This is a genomic window from Mucilaginibacter antarcticus (assembly GCF_042686155.1).
Taxonomy (GTDB): Bacteria; Bacteroidota; Bacteroidia; order Sphingobacteriales; family Sphingobacteriaceae; genus Mucilaginibacter; species Mucilaginibacter antarcticus.
On record NZ_JBHUON010000006.1, the window covers coordinates 109,945 to 126,870 of the forward strand.

General features: G+C 41.9%; 14 protein-coding genes. 9 read left to right on the top strand and 5 right to left on the bottom strand.

The window, feature by feature from the left end; genetic code table 11:
- Positions 1–2: 2 nt before the first annotated feature.
- Positions 3–482 carry a 2-amino-4-hydroxy-6-hydroxymethyldihydropteridine diphosphokinase gene (gene folK, locus ACFSYC_RS07215; protein ID WP_377125037.1) on the bottom strand — a complete coding sequence of 160 codons (480 nt, stop codon included), beginning with the start codon at positions 480–482 and terminating at the stop codon, positions 3–5.
- An 87-nt stretch (positions 483–569) separates the two neighbouring features.
- On the opposite strand from folK, the gene sppA reads away from it, so the two are divergent.
- The 7 genes from sppA (at position 570) to ACFSYC_RS07250 (ending at position 7,295) form a co-directional block, all read left to right on the top strand.
- Positions 570–2,342: a signal peptide peptidase SppA gene (gene sppA / locus ACFSYC_RS07220; protein ID WP_377125039.1), complete on the top strand. Its 1,773-nt coding sequence runs from the start codon at positions 570–572 to the stop codon at positions 2,340–2,342.
- 113 nt (positions 2,343–2,455) lie between these two features.
- A complete protein-coding gene (locus ACFSYC_RS07225) occupies positions 2,456–4,129 on the top strand; it encodes a helix-hairpin-helix domain-containing protein (RefSeq protein WP_377125041.1) in 1,674 nt (557 codons plus the stop codon).
- 4 nt (positions 4,130–4,133) lie between these two features.
- Positions 4,134–4,688, top strand: coding sequence for a D-sedoheptulose 7-phosphate isomerase (gmhA, locus tag ACFSYC_RS07230; protein WP_377125043.1), 555 nt, complete (start codon positions 4,134–4,136; stop codon positions 4,686–4,688).
- Between the two features lie 8 nt (positions 4,689–4,696).
- Entirely contained in the window at positions 4,697–5,200 is a 504-nt protein-coding gene (gene rfaE2, locus ACFSYC_RS07235; protein ID WP_377125045.1) for a D-glycero-beta-D-manno-heptose 1-phosphate adenylyltransferase, read from the top strand.
- Positions 5,201–5,212: 12 nt separating this feature from the next.
- Positions 5,213–6,178 carry a glycosyltransferase family 9 protein gene (locus ACFSYC_RS07240; RefSeq protein WP_377125047.1) on the top strand — a complete coding sequence of 322 codons (966 nt, stop codon included), beginning with the start codon at positions 5,213–5,215 and terminating at the stop codon, positions 6,176–6,178.
- A complete protein-coding gene (locus tag ACFSYC_RS07245) occupies positions 6,178–6,813 on the top strand; it encodes a porin family protein (protein WP_377125049.1) in 636 nt (211 codons plus the stop codon). The genes ACFSYC_RS07240 and ACFSYC_RS07245 overlap by 1 nt, the downstream gene beginning before the upstream one ends.
- An 11-nt stretch (positions 6,814–6,824) precedes the next feature.
- Positions 6,825–7,295 (top strand): SixA phosphatase family protein, encoded by a 471-nt coding sequence (locus ACFSYC_RS07250; RefSeq protein WP_377125051.1) that lies wholly within the window; start codon positions 6,825–6,827, stop codon positions 7,293–7,295.
- Positions 7,296–7,389: 94 nt separating this feature from the next.
- On the opposite strand, the gene ACFSYC_RS07255 is transcribed toward ACFSYC_RS07250, so the two are convergent.
- Positions 7,390–8,091, bottom strand: a complete 702-nt coding sequence (locus ACFSYC_RS07255; protein ID WP_377125053.1) for a 2-C-methyl-D-erythritol 4-phosphate cytidylyltransferase — start codon at positions 8,089–8,091, stop codon at positions 7,390–7,392.
- Between the two features lie 99 nt (positions 8,092–8,190).
- The gene (gene queA / locus ACFSYC_RS07260) at positions 8,191–9,240 is read right to left on the bottom strand and encodes a tRNA preQ1(34) S-adenosylmethionine ribosyltransferase-isomerase QueA (protein WP_377125055.1); all 1,050 of its coding nucleotides are present in this window, start codon (positions 9,238–9,240) and stop codon (positions 8,191–8,193) included.
- A gap of 262 nt (positions 9,241–9,502) precedes the next feature.
- On the opposite strand from queA, the gene ACFSYC_RS07265 reads away from it, so the two are divergent.
- Positions 9,503–10,750 (top strand): ABC transporter permease, encoded by a 1,248-nt coding sequence (locus ACFSYC_RS07265; protein ID WP_377125057.1) that lies wholly within the window; start codon positions 9,503–9,505, stop codon positions 10,748–10,750.
- Between the two features lie 116 nt (positions 10,751–10,866).
- Here ACFSYC_RS07265 and ACFSYC_RS07270 read toward each other — a convergent pair whose 3' ends face one another.
- Positions 10,867–13,689 (bottom strand): PAS domain-containing hybrid sensor histidine kinase/response regulator, encoded by a 2,823-nt coding sequence (locus ACFSYC_RS07270; protein WP_377125059.1) that lies wholly within the window; start codon positions 13,687–13,689, stop codon positions 10,867–10,869.
- Positions 13,690–13,849: 160 nt separating this feature from the next.
- Here ACFSYC_RS07270 and ACFSYC_RS07275 point away from each other — a divergent pair, with 160 nt between their 5' ends.
- On the top strand, positions 13,850–15,136 hold the full coding sequence (locus tag ACFSYC_RS07275; RefSeq protein ID WP_377125061.1) for a citrate synthase: 1,287 nt from the start codon (positions 13,850–13,852) through the stop codon (positions 15,134–15,136).
- Positions 15,137–15,195: 59 nt separating this feature from the next.
- Here the strand turns inward: ACFSYC_RS07275 and ACFSYC_RS07280 are convergent, their stop codons facing one another.
- Positions 15,196–16,686: a hypothetical protein gene (locus tag ACFSYC_RS07280; RefSeq protein ID WP_377125063.1), complete on the bottom strand. Its 1,491-nt coding sequence runs from the start codon at positions 16,684–16,686 to the stop codon at positions 15,196–15,198.
- Positions 16,687–16,926: the final 240 nt, after the last annotated feature.

Below are 16,926 nucleotides of genomic sequence, written 5' to 3' on the forward strand. Positions count from 1 at the left end.
ATTTATAATTTTTTTACTATTAAGCTATCTCTTAGCTCATTTTTTAGTTGCAGATTGGTTTTATTAAATTGAGGGTGGATAAAATTTGGCGCTATCTCTGCAAGCGGCTCCAAAGTAAACCTGCGCTTGTGCAGGTGTGGATGGGGTATCTGCAACGTGGGCTCATCAATAATATCGTGGTTATAGTATAAAATATCTATATCAATAATTCTTGATCCCCATTTCTCATCACGCTCTCTGCCCATAATTTGCTCTATAGACAATATTTTATCTAATATAATTCGGGCGGATAGATCTGTTGTTAGTTCTACAACCATGTTCAGGTAGTCCGGCTCATCCGTTTTACCCCATGACTGTGTTTCGTATACAGACGACGTTACCACGGTTGGTGCAATATCATAAGCTATATGCATAATAGCTTGTTGCAGAAACATTTTGCGGTCGCCAAGGTTACTGCCTAGTAGTAAAAAAACGCTATTCATTTGTTGTAACAAATATTATGGACAATGCTCTTAGTATTATACCCATAGATTATTAAGTTTGCATAGATATAATATTTATAATAGTAAATGAAGCAATTTTTCAAATTTGTATTGGCCACCATTGTTGGCATAATTGTGTCTACAGTAATTATCGTGATAATTTTTGTAGCAATTATTGGCGGAATCGTAGCTTCGGCGGGTAGTGATAATGCGGTGAACGTTGAATCTAATTCAATTTTGCATATTGACTTAAAATACGCCATACCAGAACGTACAGCTAAAAATCCGTTAGCAGATCTGGGAATATTGGGTTTCGGCAGCGAAAAATCGATCGGTCTTAAAGAAATACTGACCAATATTAAAAAAGCTAAAACAGACGATAATATTAAAGGCATTTTCCTTGATGAAAGCTATATGGCTGCCGGCCAAGCCACTACGGAAGAAATTCGAAACGCGCTGTTGGACTTTAAAAAATCGAAAAAATTTATTGTAGCCTACGGCGAAGTTTTTACTCAACGCTTTTACTACCTGGCATCTGTTGCTGATAAAGTTTACATTAATCCAAAGGGATACTTTGAGTTTAACGGCTTTGAATCAAAAGTGACTTTTTTTAAAGGTGCTTTAGACAAACTGGGGATTGAGGCACAGGTAATAAAGGTTGGAACGTATAAAAGCGCTGTGGAACCAATGATACTTACCAAGATGAGCGATGCTAACCGTCTACAGGTAACATCCTATTTAGGTTCGATGTACGATCATTTCCTGACATCAATATCCAAAAGCCGGGGAATTAATAAGGATACGTTGTTTAACTACGCCAACCAGATGGTTATTCAGCAGCCTGAAGACGCTTTAAAATATAAACTGGTTGACGGGCTTAAGTATAAAGACGAGTTGTTAGCTGAGCTTAAAACACACTTAGGTGTTGATCAAAAGAAAAACATTAACAGCATTGATTTAATAGACTACGGCAAAGCTGATGAAACCGCAGCCGATGCTTCAGGCAATCGCATAGCGGTGATTTACGCTTCAGGAGAGATTGCCAGTGGCGAGGGTGATGACAATAGCATAGGCTCTGAAACAATATCGAAAGCTTTGCGCAAAGTACGTACGGATAGTAAAGTTAAGGCGGTCGTACTGCGGGTAAATTCGCCGGGCGGCAGTTCGCTAGCCAGTGATGTGATCTGGCGCGAGGTGGCCCTTACTAAAAAGGTCAAGCCAATTATTGTTTCTATGGGTGATGTTGCCGCGTCCGGCGGTTATTACATCGCGTGTGCTGCAGATTCGATTATTGCGCAGCCAAATACCATTACTGGTTCTATAGGTATATTTGCCATTCTACCGAATCTTCAAAAATTATTGACCGACAAGTTAGGTATTACATTTGATGGTGTTAAAACGGGTCAATTTGCCGATCTGGGTGACAGCAGCCGCCCGCTTACCCCGGCAGAGCGCGCTATATTACAAAATATGATCAACCATGGTTACGACGACTTTACAAAGGCTGTTGCGACCGGCAGGCATAAAAGCCAGCAATATATTGATAGTATAGGGCAGGGCCGTGTATGGACAGGTGCGCAAGCGCTTAAAATAGGTTTGGTTGACCGTCTGGGTAATATTAACGACGCTGTTAAATCTGCGGCTAAAATGGCTAAGTTGAAAGACTATAAATTGGTTACTTACCCCGAGCAAAAAAGCGTGTTAAGCAAACTGGGCGAGAGCCTGAGCGCGGAAATTAAAACCCGCATACTACAGTCAGAACTTGGCGAAGATTATAAGGTTTACGAGCAGATAAAAAATATCAAATCGAAAATGCGCCTCCCAATGGCCCGTATGGAGTATGATGTAGTGGTAGAGTAGGTTATGCTGCAATATAATTGATGGCCGATAGTTCATAAACTATCGGCCCTTGTCTTTTGATAGAAACTATGAACTAAAGTGAACCTTTTGTACTTTTATCGCTTTATCTATACATGGAAAATAAACCTATAGCCCGTAAACTCCGCCTGCTATCGCAACTCATGGAGCTTCATGAGGTTAATCCTTTCAAAATAAAATCCATAGCTAACGCTGCTTTTGCAATAGACAAGTTGCCTTATTTGGTGTCAGCAAAGTCTTTCGAAGAATTGTCTACCATTTATGGTATTGGCAAAAGTGTAGCCACAAAAATTATTGAAGTAGTACAAACCGGTACTATACAAGAGCTTGAAGAGATTTTGGCCGCTACACCTGCTGGCGTTGTCGAAATGATGGCGATAAAAGGCATAGGTGCAAAAAAGGTGGCCGTAATTTGGCGGGATATGGGTATTGAAACCGTGGGTGAGCTTTACTATGCCTGTAATGAAAACCGCCTGATAGAACTAAAAGGCTTCGGTTTAAAAACCCAGGAAGAGATACGCAAGGCTATAGAGTTTAGAATGGCCAGCAGCGGTAAATTTTTATATCATCAGGTTGAGCCGGAAGCCGATATTATTATAGGTAAAATAAAAGATACATTTGATAACGCTTTAATGGAATTCGCCGGCGAGTACCGCCGCCTTTGCGAAGTAATTAATGTACTCGAGCTTGTTGTAGGTAGCCGCGATTGTGGAATGGCCCTGCACACCATACTCCACTCAGAAATTTTGGTTAATGCCGTTAATGAGGATGGACATGTAAAAGGCGAGACCGCCAATGGGTTAAACGTCATTATCTGGGTAGTTGAAAAACGTCACTATTTTACTAAGCTGTTTTTGCAAACAGGTAACGATGAGCACGTAAAAGCGGTGCTTGACCGTGGCGCAGAAGATGCAGACCAGCCGGAGAACGAGGAAATGATTTACCATAAAGCGGGATTAACCTTTATGAAACCCGAACTGCGTGAGGGTGTCACTTTTATTGATCGCGCCGCCAAAGACCAGCTACCACAGTTAATATCTTATAATGACCTGAAGGGCGCGTTACACAATCACAGTACCTGGAGCGATGGTGTAAATACGCTGGAGCAAATGGCGGTGTATTGCCGCGATGAATTAAAGTTAGAGTACCTGGGCATTTCAGATCACAGTAAAACCGCGGTTTACGCCAAGGGTTTGAGTATTGAGAGGGTATTGCAGCAACATGTGGAGATCGATCATCTTAACAAAAAGATAAATGATTTTCATGTGTTTAAAGGCATTGAGTCGGATATTTTAAATGATGGCTCGCTGGATTACCCCGAAGAAATATTAAAGAAGTTTGATTTTGTGGTGGCATCTATACATGCTAATTTAAAAATGAGCGAAGAAAAAGCCACTGAACGCTTGTTGAAAGCGATAGAAAATCCTTACACAACTATGCTTGGCCATCCCACCGGCCGTTTATTACTTAGCCGCAACGGTTACAGTATTGATTATAGAAAGGTAATAGATGCTTGTGCTGCTAATAATGTAGTGATAGAGATTAATGCTAACCCGCTACGTTTAGACCTTGACTGGCGCTGGCATCAATATGCCCTGGAAAAAGGCTGCTGGCTATCTATCAATCCAGACGCTCACCGAACGGAGGGGTTTAGCGATATGCATTACGGTGTCATTGTTGCCCGCAAAGGCGGATTATATAAAGAAAGATGTTTAAATGCCTTATCATTGCAAGAGATAACAGCGCATTTTAATTCAAAAAAGAAATAGGCACATGATAATTGAAGAACTTCGGGATCATCAAAACACCATACAAAAGGTAATTGACTCGCTAGTGCCGGATATTGAAAAGGCTTGCGAAATGATGACTACAACGTTACAGGCCGGTAACAAAGTCTTAGTAGCAGGCAACGGTGGCAGCGCTGCGGATGCCCAGCACATAGCCGCCGAACTTAGCGGCAGGTACGTTAAAAACCGCAAGGCCTTACCGGGTATTGCCTTAACAACAGATACTTCTGCCCTCACCGCGATAGCTAATGACTATGGCTATGATTACGTATTTGCCCGCCAGCTAGAAGCGCTGGGCAGGCCCGGCGACCTTTTCATTGGCATATCAACCAGCGGTAACAGCGAGGTTGTTTTACGTGCGTTAAAAACCGCGAGAGAGCTGGGTTGCAAAACCCTGGGCCTGTCTGGCCGTGATGGTGGTAAGATGAATGGTCTTTGCGATTTGAACATTGTGGTACCGGCCGAAACTACCGCGCGCATACAAGAAATGCACATACTGATAGGGCATATTATTTGCCAGGCAGTTGATGATCTTTATTAACCTTCCCAATGATAGCAAACCTTGAACAAGTACTGTTAGAAAAAATTTCTGATCTGGAAACCTTAAAGTGTAAGGTTGAATATTGGAAGCTGGAAGGAGAAAAGGTGGTTTTTACTAACGGCGTGTTTGATTTGCTGCATATAGGGCATATTACTTACATGGCAAAAGCTGCCAGTTTGGGTACCAGGTTTATTATAGGTTTAAATGCCGATGCATCTGTAAAACGACTAAAAGGGGAGAGCCGGCCGGTCAACGATCAGGCTAACAGGGCCGCTTTACTGGCCGCGTTGTTTTTTGTTGACGGCATAGTTATTTTTGAAGAGGATACTCCGCTCAATTTGATCAGCACACTATTACCTGACATATTGGTAAAAGGGGCCGATTACACTATAGATAATATTGTTGGGGCCAAAGAGGTTTTGGCTAACGGAGGTGAGGTGAAGACAATTGACCTGGTTGAAGGATACTCGTCTACTTCTATCATCGAGAGGATCCGCAACCAAGCTAGCTAAAAGCGAATCGTTATGAAGATACTGGTTATCCGTTTTAGTTCTATGGGCGACATCATTTATACTACCCCGATTGTGCGCTGCCTTAAAAAACAGATCCCCGGTGCCGAGGTGCACTTTATTACCAAGCCTGCCTTTAAATACATTTACGACAACAACCCATACGTTGATAAGTTGTTGCTGCTTAAGCCTAACTTGTCAGATACCATTGCTGATATTAAAGCCGAAGGTTACGATCACATCGTCGATTTGCATAACAACCTGCGCACCGCTACCATAAAGTTGCGTACCGGTATAAAATCATCAACTTATAAAAAGCAAACTATACGTAAGTGGCTTAGCCTGACATTTAATTTAAAACTGGTGCCGCCCGTGCATTTGGTTGATCGATACATGCTCGCTGCATCTGTTTTAGGGGTGGTAAACGATAATCAGCCGATAGATTATTATACAAGGGGTGATCATCAGCTTGATAAATTATTGCCGGCGTCGCACCAAAATGGCTATGTCGCTTTTGTAATCGGTGCAACGCACTTTACCAAACGTATGCCCAATGAAAAAATTATTAATCTATGCCGGCAAATAAACCTGCCGATTGTTTTGTTAGGCGGTAACGATGTTAAAGGCAACGGCGAGATGATTAAACAGGCCCTTGGCAATAATATTTATAATGCCTGTGGTGTAACATCTTTAGACGAATCTGTATTTTTGGTATCAAGGGCGACTAAACTAATAGGTTTTGACACAGGATTAACGCACATCGCTGAAGCCTTTAAGGTACCGATTGTGTCCGTTTGGGGCGGTACCGTGCCCGAGTTGCTTGGTGTGCAGCCTTACAAGGTAAATGAGGTTTTAGTTGCCGGTGTGGAGCTGCCATGCAGGCCCTGCTCAAAATTTGGTTTACCAGCCTGCCCGCTGGGCCATTTTAAATGTATGTATGATATTGCTAATAATGAGATAGCTGATTTTATAAATGCATAATGATGATAAATAAAATAACGGTACTAACACTGTCACTGAGTATAAGCGCCTTTTGCGCTAAGGCTCAAAAGCTAGAGTACGGGCTTAAAATATCGGGCGGCTTTGCCTATCAGCAAATCAGTAATAAAGATATCTTGTCCACCGGCTCTGTTAAAACGTTTAATATCCGCGGTATTGCCCAAATGCCTATCGGCAAACAGTATTGGATTGAAGGGGGGGTAGGGTATGTAGGTAAAGGATCTGTTGTATCTATAGACGCTTTGACAACCACCACGCTTTTAAATTATGGCGAGTTAACCGTGAGCGCCTTGCGCAAATTGACTTTTACCAATATCGGCGTGTTTTATTTAGGTGTGGGCCCGTATTTAGCCATGGGTTTAAATGGCACGCTTGATTATGAAACACCCGGCAGCGATACAAAAGACAAACTGCTATTCGGCAAAGATAATGACGTGATGAAATTTGACGCAGGCTTATACTTTACCACAGGTTTTGAGTTTCGTAATAGGGTAACATTTAATATTGGCTACGCACTGGGGTTAAACAATATTGCATCAGATCCTCAACGCGGTTCCGGAACAACCGTCGTCAAAAACCGAGAATTTTTAATTGGCTTAGGCTACCGTTTTAGATAAATACATATCCTATGAAAAAGCTTTTACTGATAAGACACGCTCAAGCTACACACGAAACCGGTTTGGTTGATTTTGAACGCCCATTAAAACCATCAGGCCTGCAGGACGCTGCCGTGATGGCCGGCCGTATAAAAGAAAAAGGCCTGGTGCCGCAAACATTGATATCCAGCCCTGCCTTACGTACTATTAGTACGGCAAACGTCTTCTCGCAGCATCTAGATATTGCACCGGCCCAAGAAAAAGCAAGTATTTATGATGCTAGCCAGGATCAGCTGCTGGATATTATCAGCATGCTTAATGACGACCAGGATTTTATTGGCTTGGTTGGCCATAACCCCGGGATAGGGCAGGTACTATACTCACTCACCGGCGAGACGCGCGACGTGCCCCCCGGCGCTGTTGCGCTCATAGAATTTGCCGCAGATACCTGGGCAGCTATAGGGAGCAAAAGCGGTAAACTGGCCTTTTACGATGCGCCTTAATGTTATAAAGTTGTTAGTCTGAGCATAGCGAAGAATCAGCAACCTGGATAATCGTCGCTCGCTACATCCTTCGCTGTGATCAGAATGAAAAAATTCATTGTTCTTTTAAAAGTAGCTCCGCTATGGCGATATCCTCTGGAAAGGTGATCTTGATATTCCGGTAATCACCTTCTATCAAGTTTATCTTTACGCCCGTCGCTTCTACCACGCTGGCATCGTCAGTAAACCTGTTTTCGTAAGCCTGGTGATATGCGCTTTTAATCTGCGCGAATTGAAATGTCTGTGGCGTCTGCACCAGGTAAATCTCATCGCGGTTTAAGGCAGTTGATGTATCAGCTTTCTGTTGCCGTATAGAATCACGGCTTTTTACTGCAACAACGGCATTGCCGTGCTCAGCGGCGTGTGTATATGATTTGTCGATGACGCGGGTACTTGTGAACGGTCTTACCGCATCCTGTACTGCTATCACAGAATTTTCATCATCAATCAAGTCCAAACCGTTTTTCACGGAATGAAAACGAGTTTCGCCGCCACTTACCAGTTGATGTGGCACCACAAACTTGTGCGTTTCACAAAGTTGGTACCAGTAATCGTGGTAACTGGAGGGTAGCACCAATATAATATTGGGCCTGCTTTCGCTGGTGTGAAAGGCGAGCACGGTATGCATCAACACAGGCAATCCGTTAATCGTCAAAAATTGTTTGGGAACAACCGTCCCCATCCGGGTGCCTGAGCCACCAGCAACAATAATGACGTAGTTTGAGACCTGAGATTTAAGAGTTGAGATTTGAGACATTGGATTGTTGAGGCTAAATATCTTAATAAAACTATAAAATAAAAAATGTGAGACCACTACTGATCTCACATCTTAAATCGAATGTCTCAAACCTAGCAATTAGATAATCAGCATGGCGTCGCCATAGCTGTAGAAACGGTATTTTTCTTTGATAGCAACTTCGTAAGCATTCATCACCTTCTCATAACCACCAAACGCGGTGATCATCATCAACAAAGTCGACTCTGGAGTATGGAAATTGGTAATCATTGAATTAGCTATGCTGAATTCGTACGGTGGAAAAATGAATTTGCTGGTCCAGTCGTTAACAGACTTTAATGACTTGTTAGCAGACACTGCTGATTCGATAGCACGCATACTGGTGGTGCCCACCGCGCAGATACGCTGCTTATTTTCAAGAGCCTTGTTTACAATAGCAGCTTGCCTTGGCTCTATGATAATCTGCTCTGAGTCCATTTTGTGTTTGGTCAGATCTTCAACCTCAACCTGGCGGAAAGTGCCTAAACCAACGTGCAAAGTAACCTCGGCAAACTCAACACCTTTTAACTCAAGGCGTTTCATTAGCTCGCGACTAAAGTGTAAACCTGCAGTAGGTGCAGCAACCGCGCCTTCGTGCTTCGCAAAAATAGTTTGGTAGCGCTCCTTATCTTCGGCGGTTGCTTTACGTTTAATGTATTTAGGTAGCGGTGTTTCGCCTAAAATTTCAACATTACGACGGAACTCTTCATCGGTACCATCAAACAAAAAACGAATGGTACGACCGCGTGACGTGGTATTGTCGACAACTTCAGCAATTAACAAATCATCATCACCAAAATATAATTTATTACCAACGCGTATTTTACGTGCCGGGTCAACCAATACGTCCCATAAACGAAGCTCTTTGTTTAATTCTCTTAACAGAAAAACCTCTATAGTGGCACCGGTTTTTTCTTTATTACCATACAAACGGGCGGGGAACACTTTGGTGTTGTTAAGGATCATAACATCCTTATCGTCAAAGTAATCTAAAACGTCTTTAAAAACTTTATGCTCAATTTTGCCCGAATCTTTATGTAAGACCATTAAACGTGATTCGTCGCGGATATCGGAAGGGTTGTGCGCGATAAGCGACTCTGGCAAATTGAATTTAAATTGAGATAATTTCATGCTTATATATATGAATTTTCAGGGCGCAAATGTACAAATAATTAAATGGAATACACTGATTATGTTGTTGGTTGCGCTGATTGTGAATTTGATTTACTTCATTTTGGTTAAAGTTTTAATATTTTAAGCTTTTAACTAATTGGTGTAACTTAACGGCGCCGCGAACATCTAAAAGGTAACAGCAATCTTTGAAATGAGTTTGCCATATATGAAATCATTTAACAATCGGTAATCAATCAAATAATAGGGGTAATTATCAACAATGATATTTTTAAAACTTTTTAAGGAAAGCTTTTTGTTTGCGCTTGACGCCCTGAGGCAAAACAGACTGCGTACATTATTATCTCTACTGGGGGTAACCATAGGTATTTTTACCATTATAGCGGTGTACTCTGGCGTCGACACATTGCGGGATAACTTGCAGAAAAGTGTAAATAAGCTGGGCAGCAACAGTGTATATGTCGAAAAATGGCCGTGGGTATCAGACGGCGAGTACCCCTGGTGGAAATTTATGCAGCGCCCTGTGCCGAAGCTACGCGACTTTAACGAGCTGCGTCAGCGCAGCCAAACAACCGGTGGCATATCATACGAGATTGGTATTGACGCGCGAACCATTAAATATGGCAGTAATACGGTTGATGGGGCAGAGGTTAATGCTGTAACCCATGAGCACGATAAAACCTGGAATGTGGACCTTCAGGATGGCCGCTACTTTACGGAGTTAGAATCGCAGAATGGGGCACCTGTAGGTATCATCGGTAATGACATAGCAGAGAACCTGTTCCCCGGCGGCACAGGCTTGGGTAAAAAGATAAAAGTAATGGGCAGATATATATCCATTATTGGTGTATTTGCAAAAGAGGGCACGGATATGCTGGGGATATCTGCTGATAAACAGGTTTTAATACCACTTAATTTTGCCCGAAACATTATTGATGTGCAAGCCGAAAGATATCGCCCTTCTATTATAGTACGCGGCAAAGATGGCATACCGGTTGAAGAGGTTAAAGGCGAAATGCGTGGCTTGATGCGCTCTATCCACAGTTTACGCCCTAATCAGGATGACAACTTCGCGCTTAACGAAAGTACGATGCTTACGGCGCAGCTAGATCAGGTGTTTGTTATCATCAACTTAGCCGGCGGCATAATAGGTATCTTCTCTGTACTGGTAGGTGGTTTTGGCATAGCTAATATTATGTTTGTATCGGTTAAAGAGCGTACCAATATCATTGGCATACAAAAATCACTGGGCGCTAAAAATTACTTTATACTGCTCCAATTTTTGATAGAATCAATACTGCTTTGCCTTATGGGCGGGCTTATTGGGTTGGCCGTAGTATACGGCGGCACACTTTTATTAAACGCGCTGGCGGACGTCGAAGTGGTACTTTACATGAAAAACGTTGTAAAAGGAATCAGCATTTCTGTAGGTATTGGTATTGTATCGGGCATTATTCCGGCGTGGTCTGCCTCAAAGCTTGATCCGGTAGAGGCTATCAGGTCTAATTAATATTGAAGATTGGTTTGTAAAGGTTAAAGATTAGTTGCAAGCAAACGATCTTAGCAACAGATTTTAACCACTAACCACTAACCACTAACCACTAACCACTAACCACAAACCACTGACTATTGATTAATGACATAATACTGCGCTACCTTTTCAAAAAATATAGCTGGTACAAAGGGTTTCGTCATGTAGTCGCTCATGCCCGCTGCGCGGGCTTTGTTGTAGGTTTCGGGCATAGCATCGGCAGTAAGCGCTATAATAGGGATGTTGGGATGCAATGCTCTTATAGCAGCGCTAGCTTCAAATCCGTCCATAACCGGCATTTGCAGGTCCATAATAATCAAGTCATAATTACCGGTACGCGCCATTTCCACTGCTATCTCGCCGTTTAACGCCTCGTCCACCTCTGCATGCCACTTCCTTAAAAACCGGGATGCTATTAAAAGATTCATCTTGTTGTCGTCAACAATTAAAACTTTCATGCCTTTTATACTAAAGGCGATAGGCGGGGTAATAACTGGTGGGATAGGGTTAATTTCTGTTAAGGGCAAATCAAAACCAATAGCAAAGCTAAAGGTAGTGCCTACGCCCGGTTGGCTGTCAACCTTAATATTGCTGCGGTGAAGGTTTATGAGTTGTTTGGTTATAGCAAGGCCCAAGCCGGTACCGTTGTTATTATTGCTATTAACAAAAGGCTCCTGCATAAACGGATCGAAAATCATGTCCAGATTATTAGCAGCAATACCTCTCCCTGTATCAGTAATTTTAAATCGTATTACTACCTGGGTGTCACTTACAAACTCAGCTTTAAATTCTATATCGACTTTACCAATTAGCGTAAATTTTACCGCGTTGCTTATCAGGTTATTTAGTATCTGGCTAAGGCGAATTTGATCACCCCTTATAAATTGTGGTATAGCCTGATCTATAATAAGGTTTAGCGCAATATCTTTCTCAGCAGCTTTAGCGGCAAAGCTTCGTTGTATTTGATAAGCAAGTGTATGGATATTAAATTTAAGCTGGTTGAGTTCTAATTTGCCCGCTTCAATTTTATTATAATCTAAAATATCGTTAATAATGGCCAACAGGTTTTCGCCAGAGAACTTTAAAATATTCAAATAATCAAGCTGATCCGGCCGTGGATCTTCACTTAGCAGCAAGTTAGTGGTGCCAATCACCGCGTTCATCGGGGTTCTTATTTCGTGACTCATAATCGACAAAAACTCCGACTTAAAGCGTGATGCCTTTTCGGCCATATCTTTTGCCGATATCAGCTCAAGTGTTGCTTTTTGCTGATCGGTAATATCTTCGCCAATGCTGGTAGTTTCATCTAATAGGCCATTTTCATCATAAGTAAAGGTATTTTGCCAGCTAATGATGCGCTGCTCGCCATTACGGCAAATAACAGGATTAGTGTACTGTTGTGGCAGGGGGATACAATCAAGCATAGTTCTTACGGAATCTTTTAACTCATCAGGGATAAAACTAGTCATCCAATGCAACCCTAAAATTTCGTGTTGGGTGTAACCCAGCAAATTGGCCAGGTATTGATTGCAGAAGATGATATAACCATTAGCATCTATAGACAGCGCTGCGAGCTTTATTGTTTCCAGCACCAGTTTGTATTTATTTTCAGTACGCTTGTAGTCGTTTTCAACCAGCTTTCGGTCAGTAACATCCTGTAACGTTCCTATAATTTTACGTACCTGCCCATTGTCGGTTTTTAATAGCTTTCCGACAATTACACTTATGTACTTAATGGTTTCGTTAGGCGTTATGACTCTGAAAACACAGGTGTAATTTTCAACTTTAGTTGCGCTTTTAAATAGCTGTCGCAGTATAGGCTTATCGTTAGGATGAACATGTTCAAAGAGCAGGCCATGCATATCAATGTCTTCATCCGCCAGCGCGTCCAGTTCAAAAATGTGATAAATCTCTTCCGAGCAAACTAATTTTCGCGTTAAAGTGTTCCAGTTCCAGTTGCCTATTTTAGCTATAGTTTGTGCCTCTATCAGCTCGGCGCGGCCTTTTTTAAGCGCTTTGTCCGATAGCCGAATATCAGTGACGTCCTGTATAATACCAGAGATCCTTTTCAAGGTGTCGTCCTCATTAAAAACCTTGTCGCCAATAACTATTTTAATAAATTTTATCCGGCCGGCAAAAGTTTTAATTCGGTGTTCGTGTTCTTTAATATCAGTTTGGGTTGATGTACGCAGAAATTGGTAGCATGCTTCGCGGTCGTCGGGGTGGCAAAGGTTCATGTAGTATTCAAAAGCATCCGCGCCATCTGGCAGGCACTCTGTATCCATTATAGCCAAAAAGTTTGCCGATAGGGTAAACTTTCGATCTTCGCTTACAAATACCCAGTTTCCAATTTTAGCTACCGTTTGCGCCTCTAGTAGGAGGCGTTCTTGGTCTTGCAGGGCTTCAGCATACTCGTGCTGTTTGGTAATGTCTGATACTGAAACGGTTACGCGGCGAGCATAATTTCCATTAATGTCTAGTACCGGGGTAAGCTTAGCCAAAAACCATTTGCCGGTGCCATGTTCAGATACGTATTCTATTTGAGTAGATTGATGGTTGGCGATGACAAGATCAAGCGCATCGTTAAATTTTTGAGCGCGGGATGTGCCTAAAATATCTGCCAGCGTTTTGCCCACAAGTTGCTTTGGCTCAACAACGTTATAAGTTAGGCTATTGTACCACGCGTTTAGACAAAGTTTATTATCATCAAATTCAAAAATGATATCGTTTAACGAGTTAATGATGGCGTTTAGATGCTCTGGTGTGTAGGTCGACTTTGCAAGTTGTCTGTCGACAGCCCGCCTTATAAATCGCCCGTAAAAAAGGCCCATGGTAAGTGCTACCACCACGGTTATACTTAGTGAAAAGTACAAGCTATAATTATCAATTAATAAAAATAGCCCGCTTGCTAACGCCATTAATAGTTTTTTTAATCAGATTTTAGCACGAATATATTAAAAGGATGGATTGTATCGAAATAACTTTTATAAGACAGCTTTTTTACAATTACATAACCCTTAAAACAGTTTAATTATACGCAGATTTATATATATTTGTTGCTTACACAAAAATCTTTCTATGTCAGGTTCAGCACAATTAACAATAGGTGATAAAACATACGAACTTCCGATTATTGAGGGTTCGGAAGATGAAAAAGCGATTGATATTTCTAAGCTAAGAGATCAGAGCGGTTACGTTACGCTTGATGTTGGATATAAAAATACCGGTGCCACGCAAAGCAGCATTACTTTTTTAGACGGCGAGCTGGGGATACTTAAATACCGCGGTTACCCTATTGAGCAACTAGCCGAAAAATCAACTTTTATTGAAGTTGCTTATTTGTTGATATATGGCGAACTGCCAACCGCTGATCAACTCGCAAAATTCGAATACGAAATAAGCCGCCATACTTTGGTGCACGAGGATATGAAGAAGTTTTTTGATGGTTTCCCGTCAAAATCACATCCTATGGGACAGTTATCATCCTTAGTGTGCTCGTTGTCGGCCTTTTATCCTGAATCATTAAAATCAAACCAAACTAAAGAAGAGCTTAACCAAAGCATGATAAAAATGCTGGCTAAGATGGCTACTATAGTTTCATGGATCTACAAAAAATCATTGGGCCACCCGGTAATGTATCCGTTAAACAAGTTTGACTACGTTACCAATTTCATGAACATGACCTTTGGACAGTTGACCGAAGATGTAGAAATAGACCCGGTTGTAGTTAGTGCCATGAATACCTTATTAATATTACATGCCGATCATGAGCAAAATTGCTCAACTTCTACGGTGCGTATTGTAGGTTCGTCAGAGTCTAATATTTACGCTTCTGTTTCTGCGGGTATCTCTGCACTATGGGGCCCGTTGCATGGCGGCGCTAACCAGGCGGTTATAGAGATGCTGGAGAAGATTAAAGAGGACGGCGGCGATACAGATAAATGGATAGCTAAAGCTAAAGATAAGAACGACCCTTTCCGTTTGATGGGTTTTGGTCACCGCGTTTACAAAAACTTTGATCCACGTGCTAAGATCATTAAAAAAGCTTGCGATGATATATTAGAGAAACTAGGGATTGATGACGAAGTTTTAGAGATTGCTAAACGCCTGGAAGAAGTAGCGTTGAAAGACCCTTATTTTGTCGAGCGTAAGCTTTACCCAAATGTTGATTTTTACTCGGGCATTATTTACCGTGCATTAGGTTTCCCTACGGATATGTTTACTGTACTGTTTGCCCTTGGCCGTTTACCTGGATGGATTGCACAGTGGAAAGAAATGAAACAAAACAAAGAGCCGATAGGCCGCCCTCGCCAAATTTACAACGGGGCTGTTGATCGTGAATATGTAGATATCGCGAACAGGTAATAAACTTTAAATATTGAAAGCCCCTGATTTATCGGGGGTTTTTTGTGTTATAACGGCTTTTATTTCAACGTTGTAAATATCACCACACCTTTACTGGGCAATGAAATTTTGATGCCTTTACCAAGCAGGGTATTTTTAATGGTCCTTTTTTCTAAGGGATAACCACCCGCATCTTTAACCATATCATTTTCAAAATAGTTGAACTGGTGTAAGGTAAGTTTTGTGTCTCCGGGTAACTGTAGGTTAACTTGGTTGGCGGTTTCGGTGGCGTTTACTATAACAAAGGTGTAACCTGTTTTGCCGTTATCGTTAAAGGTTGCGGCGGCACAGCGAAGCCCGCTAACACCGGTGCTATCTGTTTTTAATATTTTGCTGCCGGCGGGTATATATTTTGATAAAAGCGACCACGTATAATACCATGGCCGCAATTTCTCCAATTCCGGTTTGCCCTTTTCTTCGCCAAAGCTGTCCCATAGGCCCCATTCTTTCCATTCATAATCGTTTAGATCGCCATTATTTGACTTTCGCGAAGCCACGTGCATAGCATCGTCTAATGACCAGGCTATCATTCCCGATTGTCCTGCCTGCATACTCTGTACCGCATAATCCACCATCCAAACCCCGTATTGAAATGTGCCTATCATTTTTTGCTGATCTATGGTTTTGCTTTTGCCTTCCAACATACCCGCCTCACCTAAAAAAAAGATTTTATCTTTTCCCTTTGGGTCGTTATCGCTTATATAGTTGCGGTAGTAAGCCATTTCTTTTTCAAAGCCAGCACCGTTTATCTCTTGCGCAGTAGCGTAGTAATGCACCTCGTAAGCATCAATAACGCCCGCCAGTTTTTTATCAGCTATAATTTGCTTTATCCATTCATTGTTCCAGGCAACATCAGGGCCAACTATTTTAATTTGGTCGCGCAGGTTACGGGCTTTTAGTTCTGTATCAAGGTTTAATATGGATGTTTTCCAGGTTGCAAAGCTTTCGGTATACATCCAATCGCCGTTAGGCTCATTGCCAAGGTTATAATATTTAATGCAGGTGTATTTTTTTTGGTTGACAAGGTGCGTCAAAAAATCGCCAATAATAAAAGTCCATCTTGCGTCATACTCTTGTATGCCATCAAATCGTAGTTGCTTTCGGGTTCTATCTACCGCACCCCCTTTGCCCGACGGATCACCCCACTCGCCTAAAACCACAGTGACATTGCGCGACTGACAATAGTCTAATATTTTATAGAGTACCCTGGCAGTCGGCGAGTTGAAATCGTAAACGGGCCTTTCACCAATAGGCGCGGTTTTACAGTATAAGCTGGCGTTGATAACAACGCGTGCAAAACCCAGCTTCATAAAATCAAGCCGCTTGTATGTTTTTTGCCAGTCGGCGTCAGATAAGTCTTTTGTTTCGTAAGGGTCCCATTGTACACCGTTACCTAAATAGGATGTTGCCAGGCTTTCTGCAGGCCTAACTTTAATAACCACCTGCCCGTGTGCATTGCCTGATAAAAGCCACGCGGCTAGGTACAAGATTGATAGAAGGTATTTACTCATGAATGGTTTAAATAGTGCTGTTTAAGCGAGTGGATAGATGCAAGATAATAACAATCCCAGTTTTTCCACTGTAAATGCTTTTATTTAAAAGGTGCAGTTTTTGTGCATTGTGAACTAGAGCGTTTAACATAATCTATCGGACTATGTCTTATGTCAGTACCGTTATTATACTACATATGCGTTATTTATCCTTAAGATAATATTAACCATGTTTGGGTCGAACTAAACAATCCACACAAC

Excerpts from the sequence above, each read along its gene's own strand:
- folK (WP_377125037.1), bottom strand. The coding sequence starts at position 482 with ATGAATAGCGTTTTTTTACTACTAGGCAGTAACCTTGGCGACCGCAAA.
- sppA (WP_377125039.1), top strand. The coding sequence starts at position 570 with ATGAAGCAATTTTTCAAATTTGTATTGGCCACCATTGTTGGCATAATT.
- ACFSYC_RS07225 (WP_377125041.1), top strand. The coding sequence starts at position 2,456 with ATGGAAAATAAACCTATAGCCCGTAAACTCCGCCTGCTATCGCAACTC.
- gmhA (WP_377125043.1), top strand. The coding sequence starts at position 4,134 with ATGATAATTGAAGAACTTCGGGATCATCAAAACACCATACAAAAGGTA.
- rfaE2 (WP_377125045.1), top strand. The coding sequence starts at position 4,697 with ATGATAGCAAACCTTGAACAAGTACTGTTAGAAAAAATTTCTGATCTG.
- ACFSYC_RS07240 (WP_377125047.1), top strand. The coding sequence starts at position 5,213 with ATGAAGATACTGGTTATCCGTTTTAGTTCTATGGGCGACATCATTTAT.
- ACFSYC_RS07245 (WP_377125049.1), top strand. The coding sequence starts at position 6,178 with ATGATGATAAATAAAATAACGGTACTAACACTGTCACTGAGTATAAGC.
- ACFSYC_RS07250 (WP_377125051.1), top strand. The coding sequence starts at position 6,825 with ATGAAAAAGCTTTTACTGATAAGACACGCTCAAGCTACACACGAAACC.
- ACFSYC_RS07255 (WP_377125053.1), bottom strand. The coding sequence starts at position 8,091 with ATGTCTCAAATCTCAACTCTTAAATCTCAGGTCTCAAACTACGTCATT.
- queA (WP_377125055.1), bottom strand. The coding sequence starts at position 9,240 with ATGAAATTATCTCAATTTAAATTCAATTTGCCAGAGTCGCTTATCGCG.
- ACFSYC_RS07265 (WP_377125057.1), top strand. The coding sequence starts at position 9,503 with ATGATATTTTTAAAACTTTTTAAGGAAAGCTTTTTGTTTGCGCTTGAC.
- ACFSYC_RS07270 (WP_377125059.1), bottom strand. The coding sequence starts at position 13,689 with ATGGCGTTAGCAAGCGGGCTATTTTTATTAATTGATAATTATAGCTTG.
- ACFSYC_RS07275 (WP_377125061.1), top strand. The coding sequence starts at position 13,850 with ATGTCAGGTTCAGCACAATTAACAATAGGTGATAAAACATACGAACTT.
- ACFSYC_RS07280 (WP_377125063.1), bottom strand. The coding sequence starts at position 16,686 with ATGAGTAAATACCTTCTATCAATCTTGTACCTAGCCGCGTGGCTTTTA.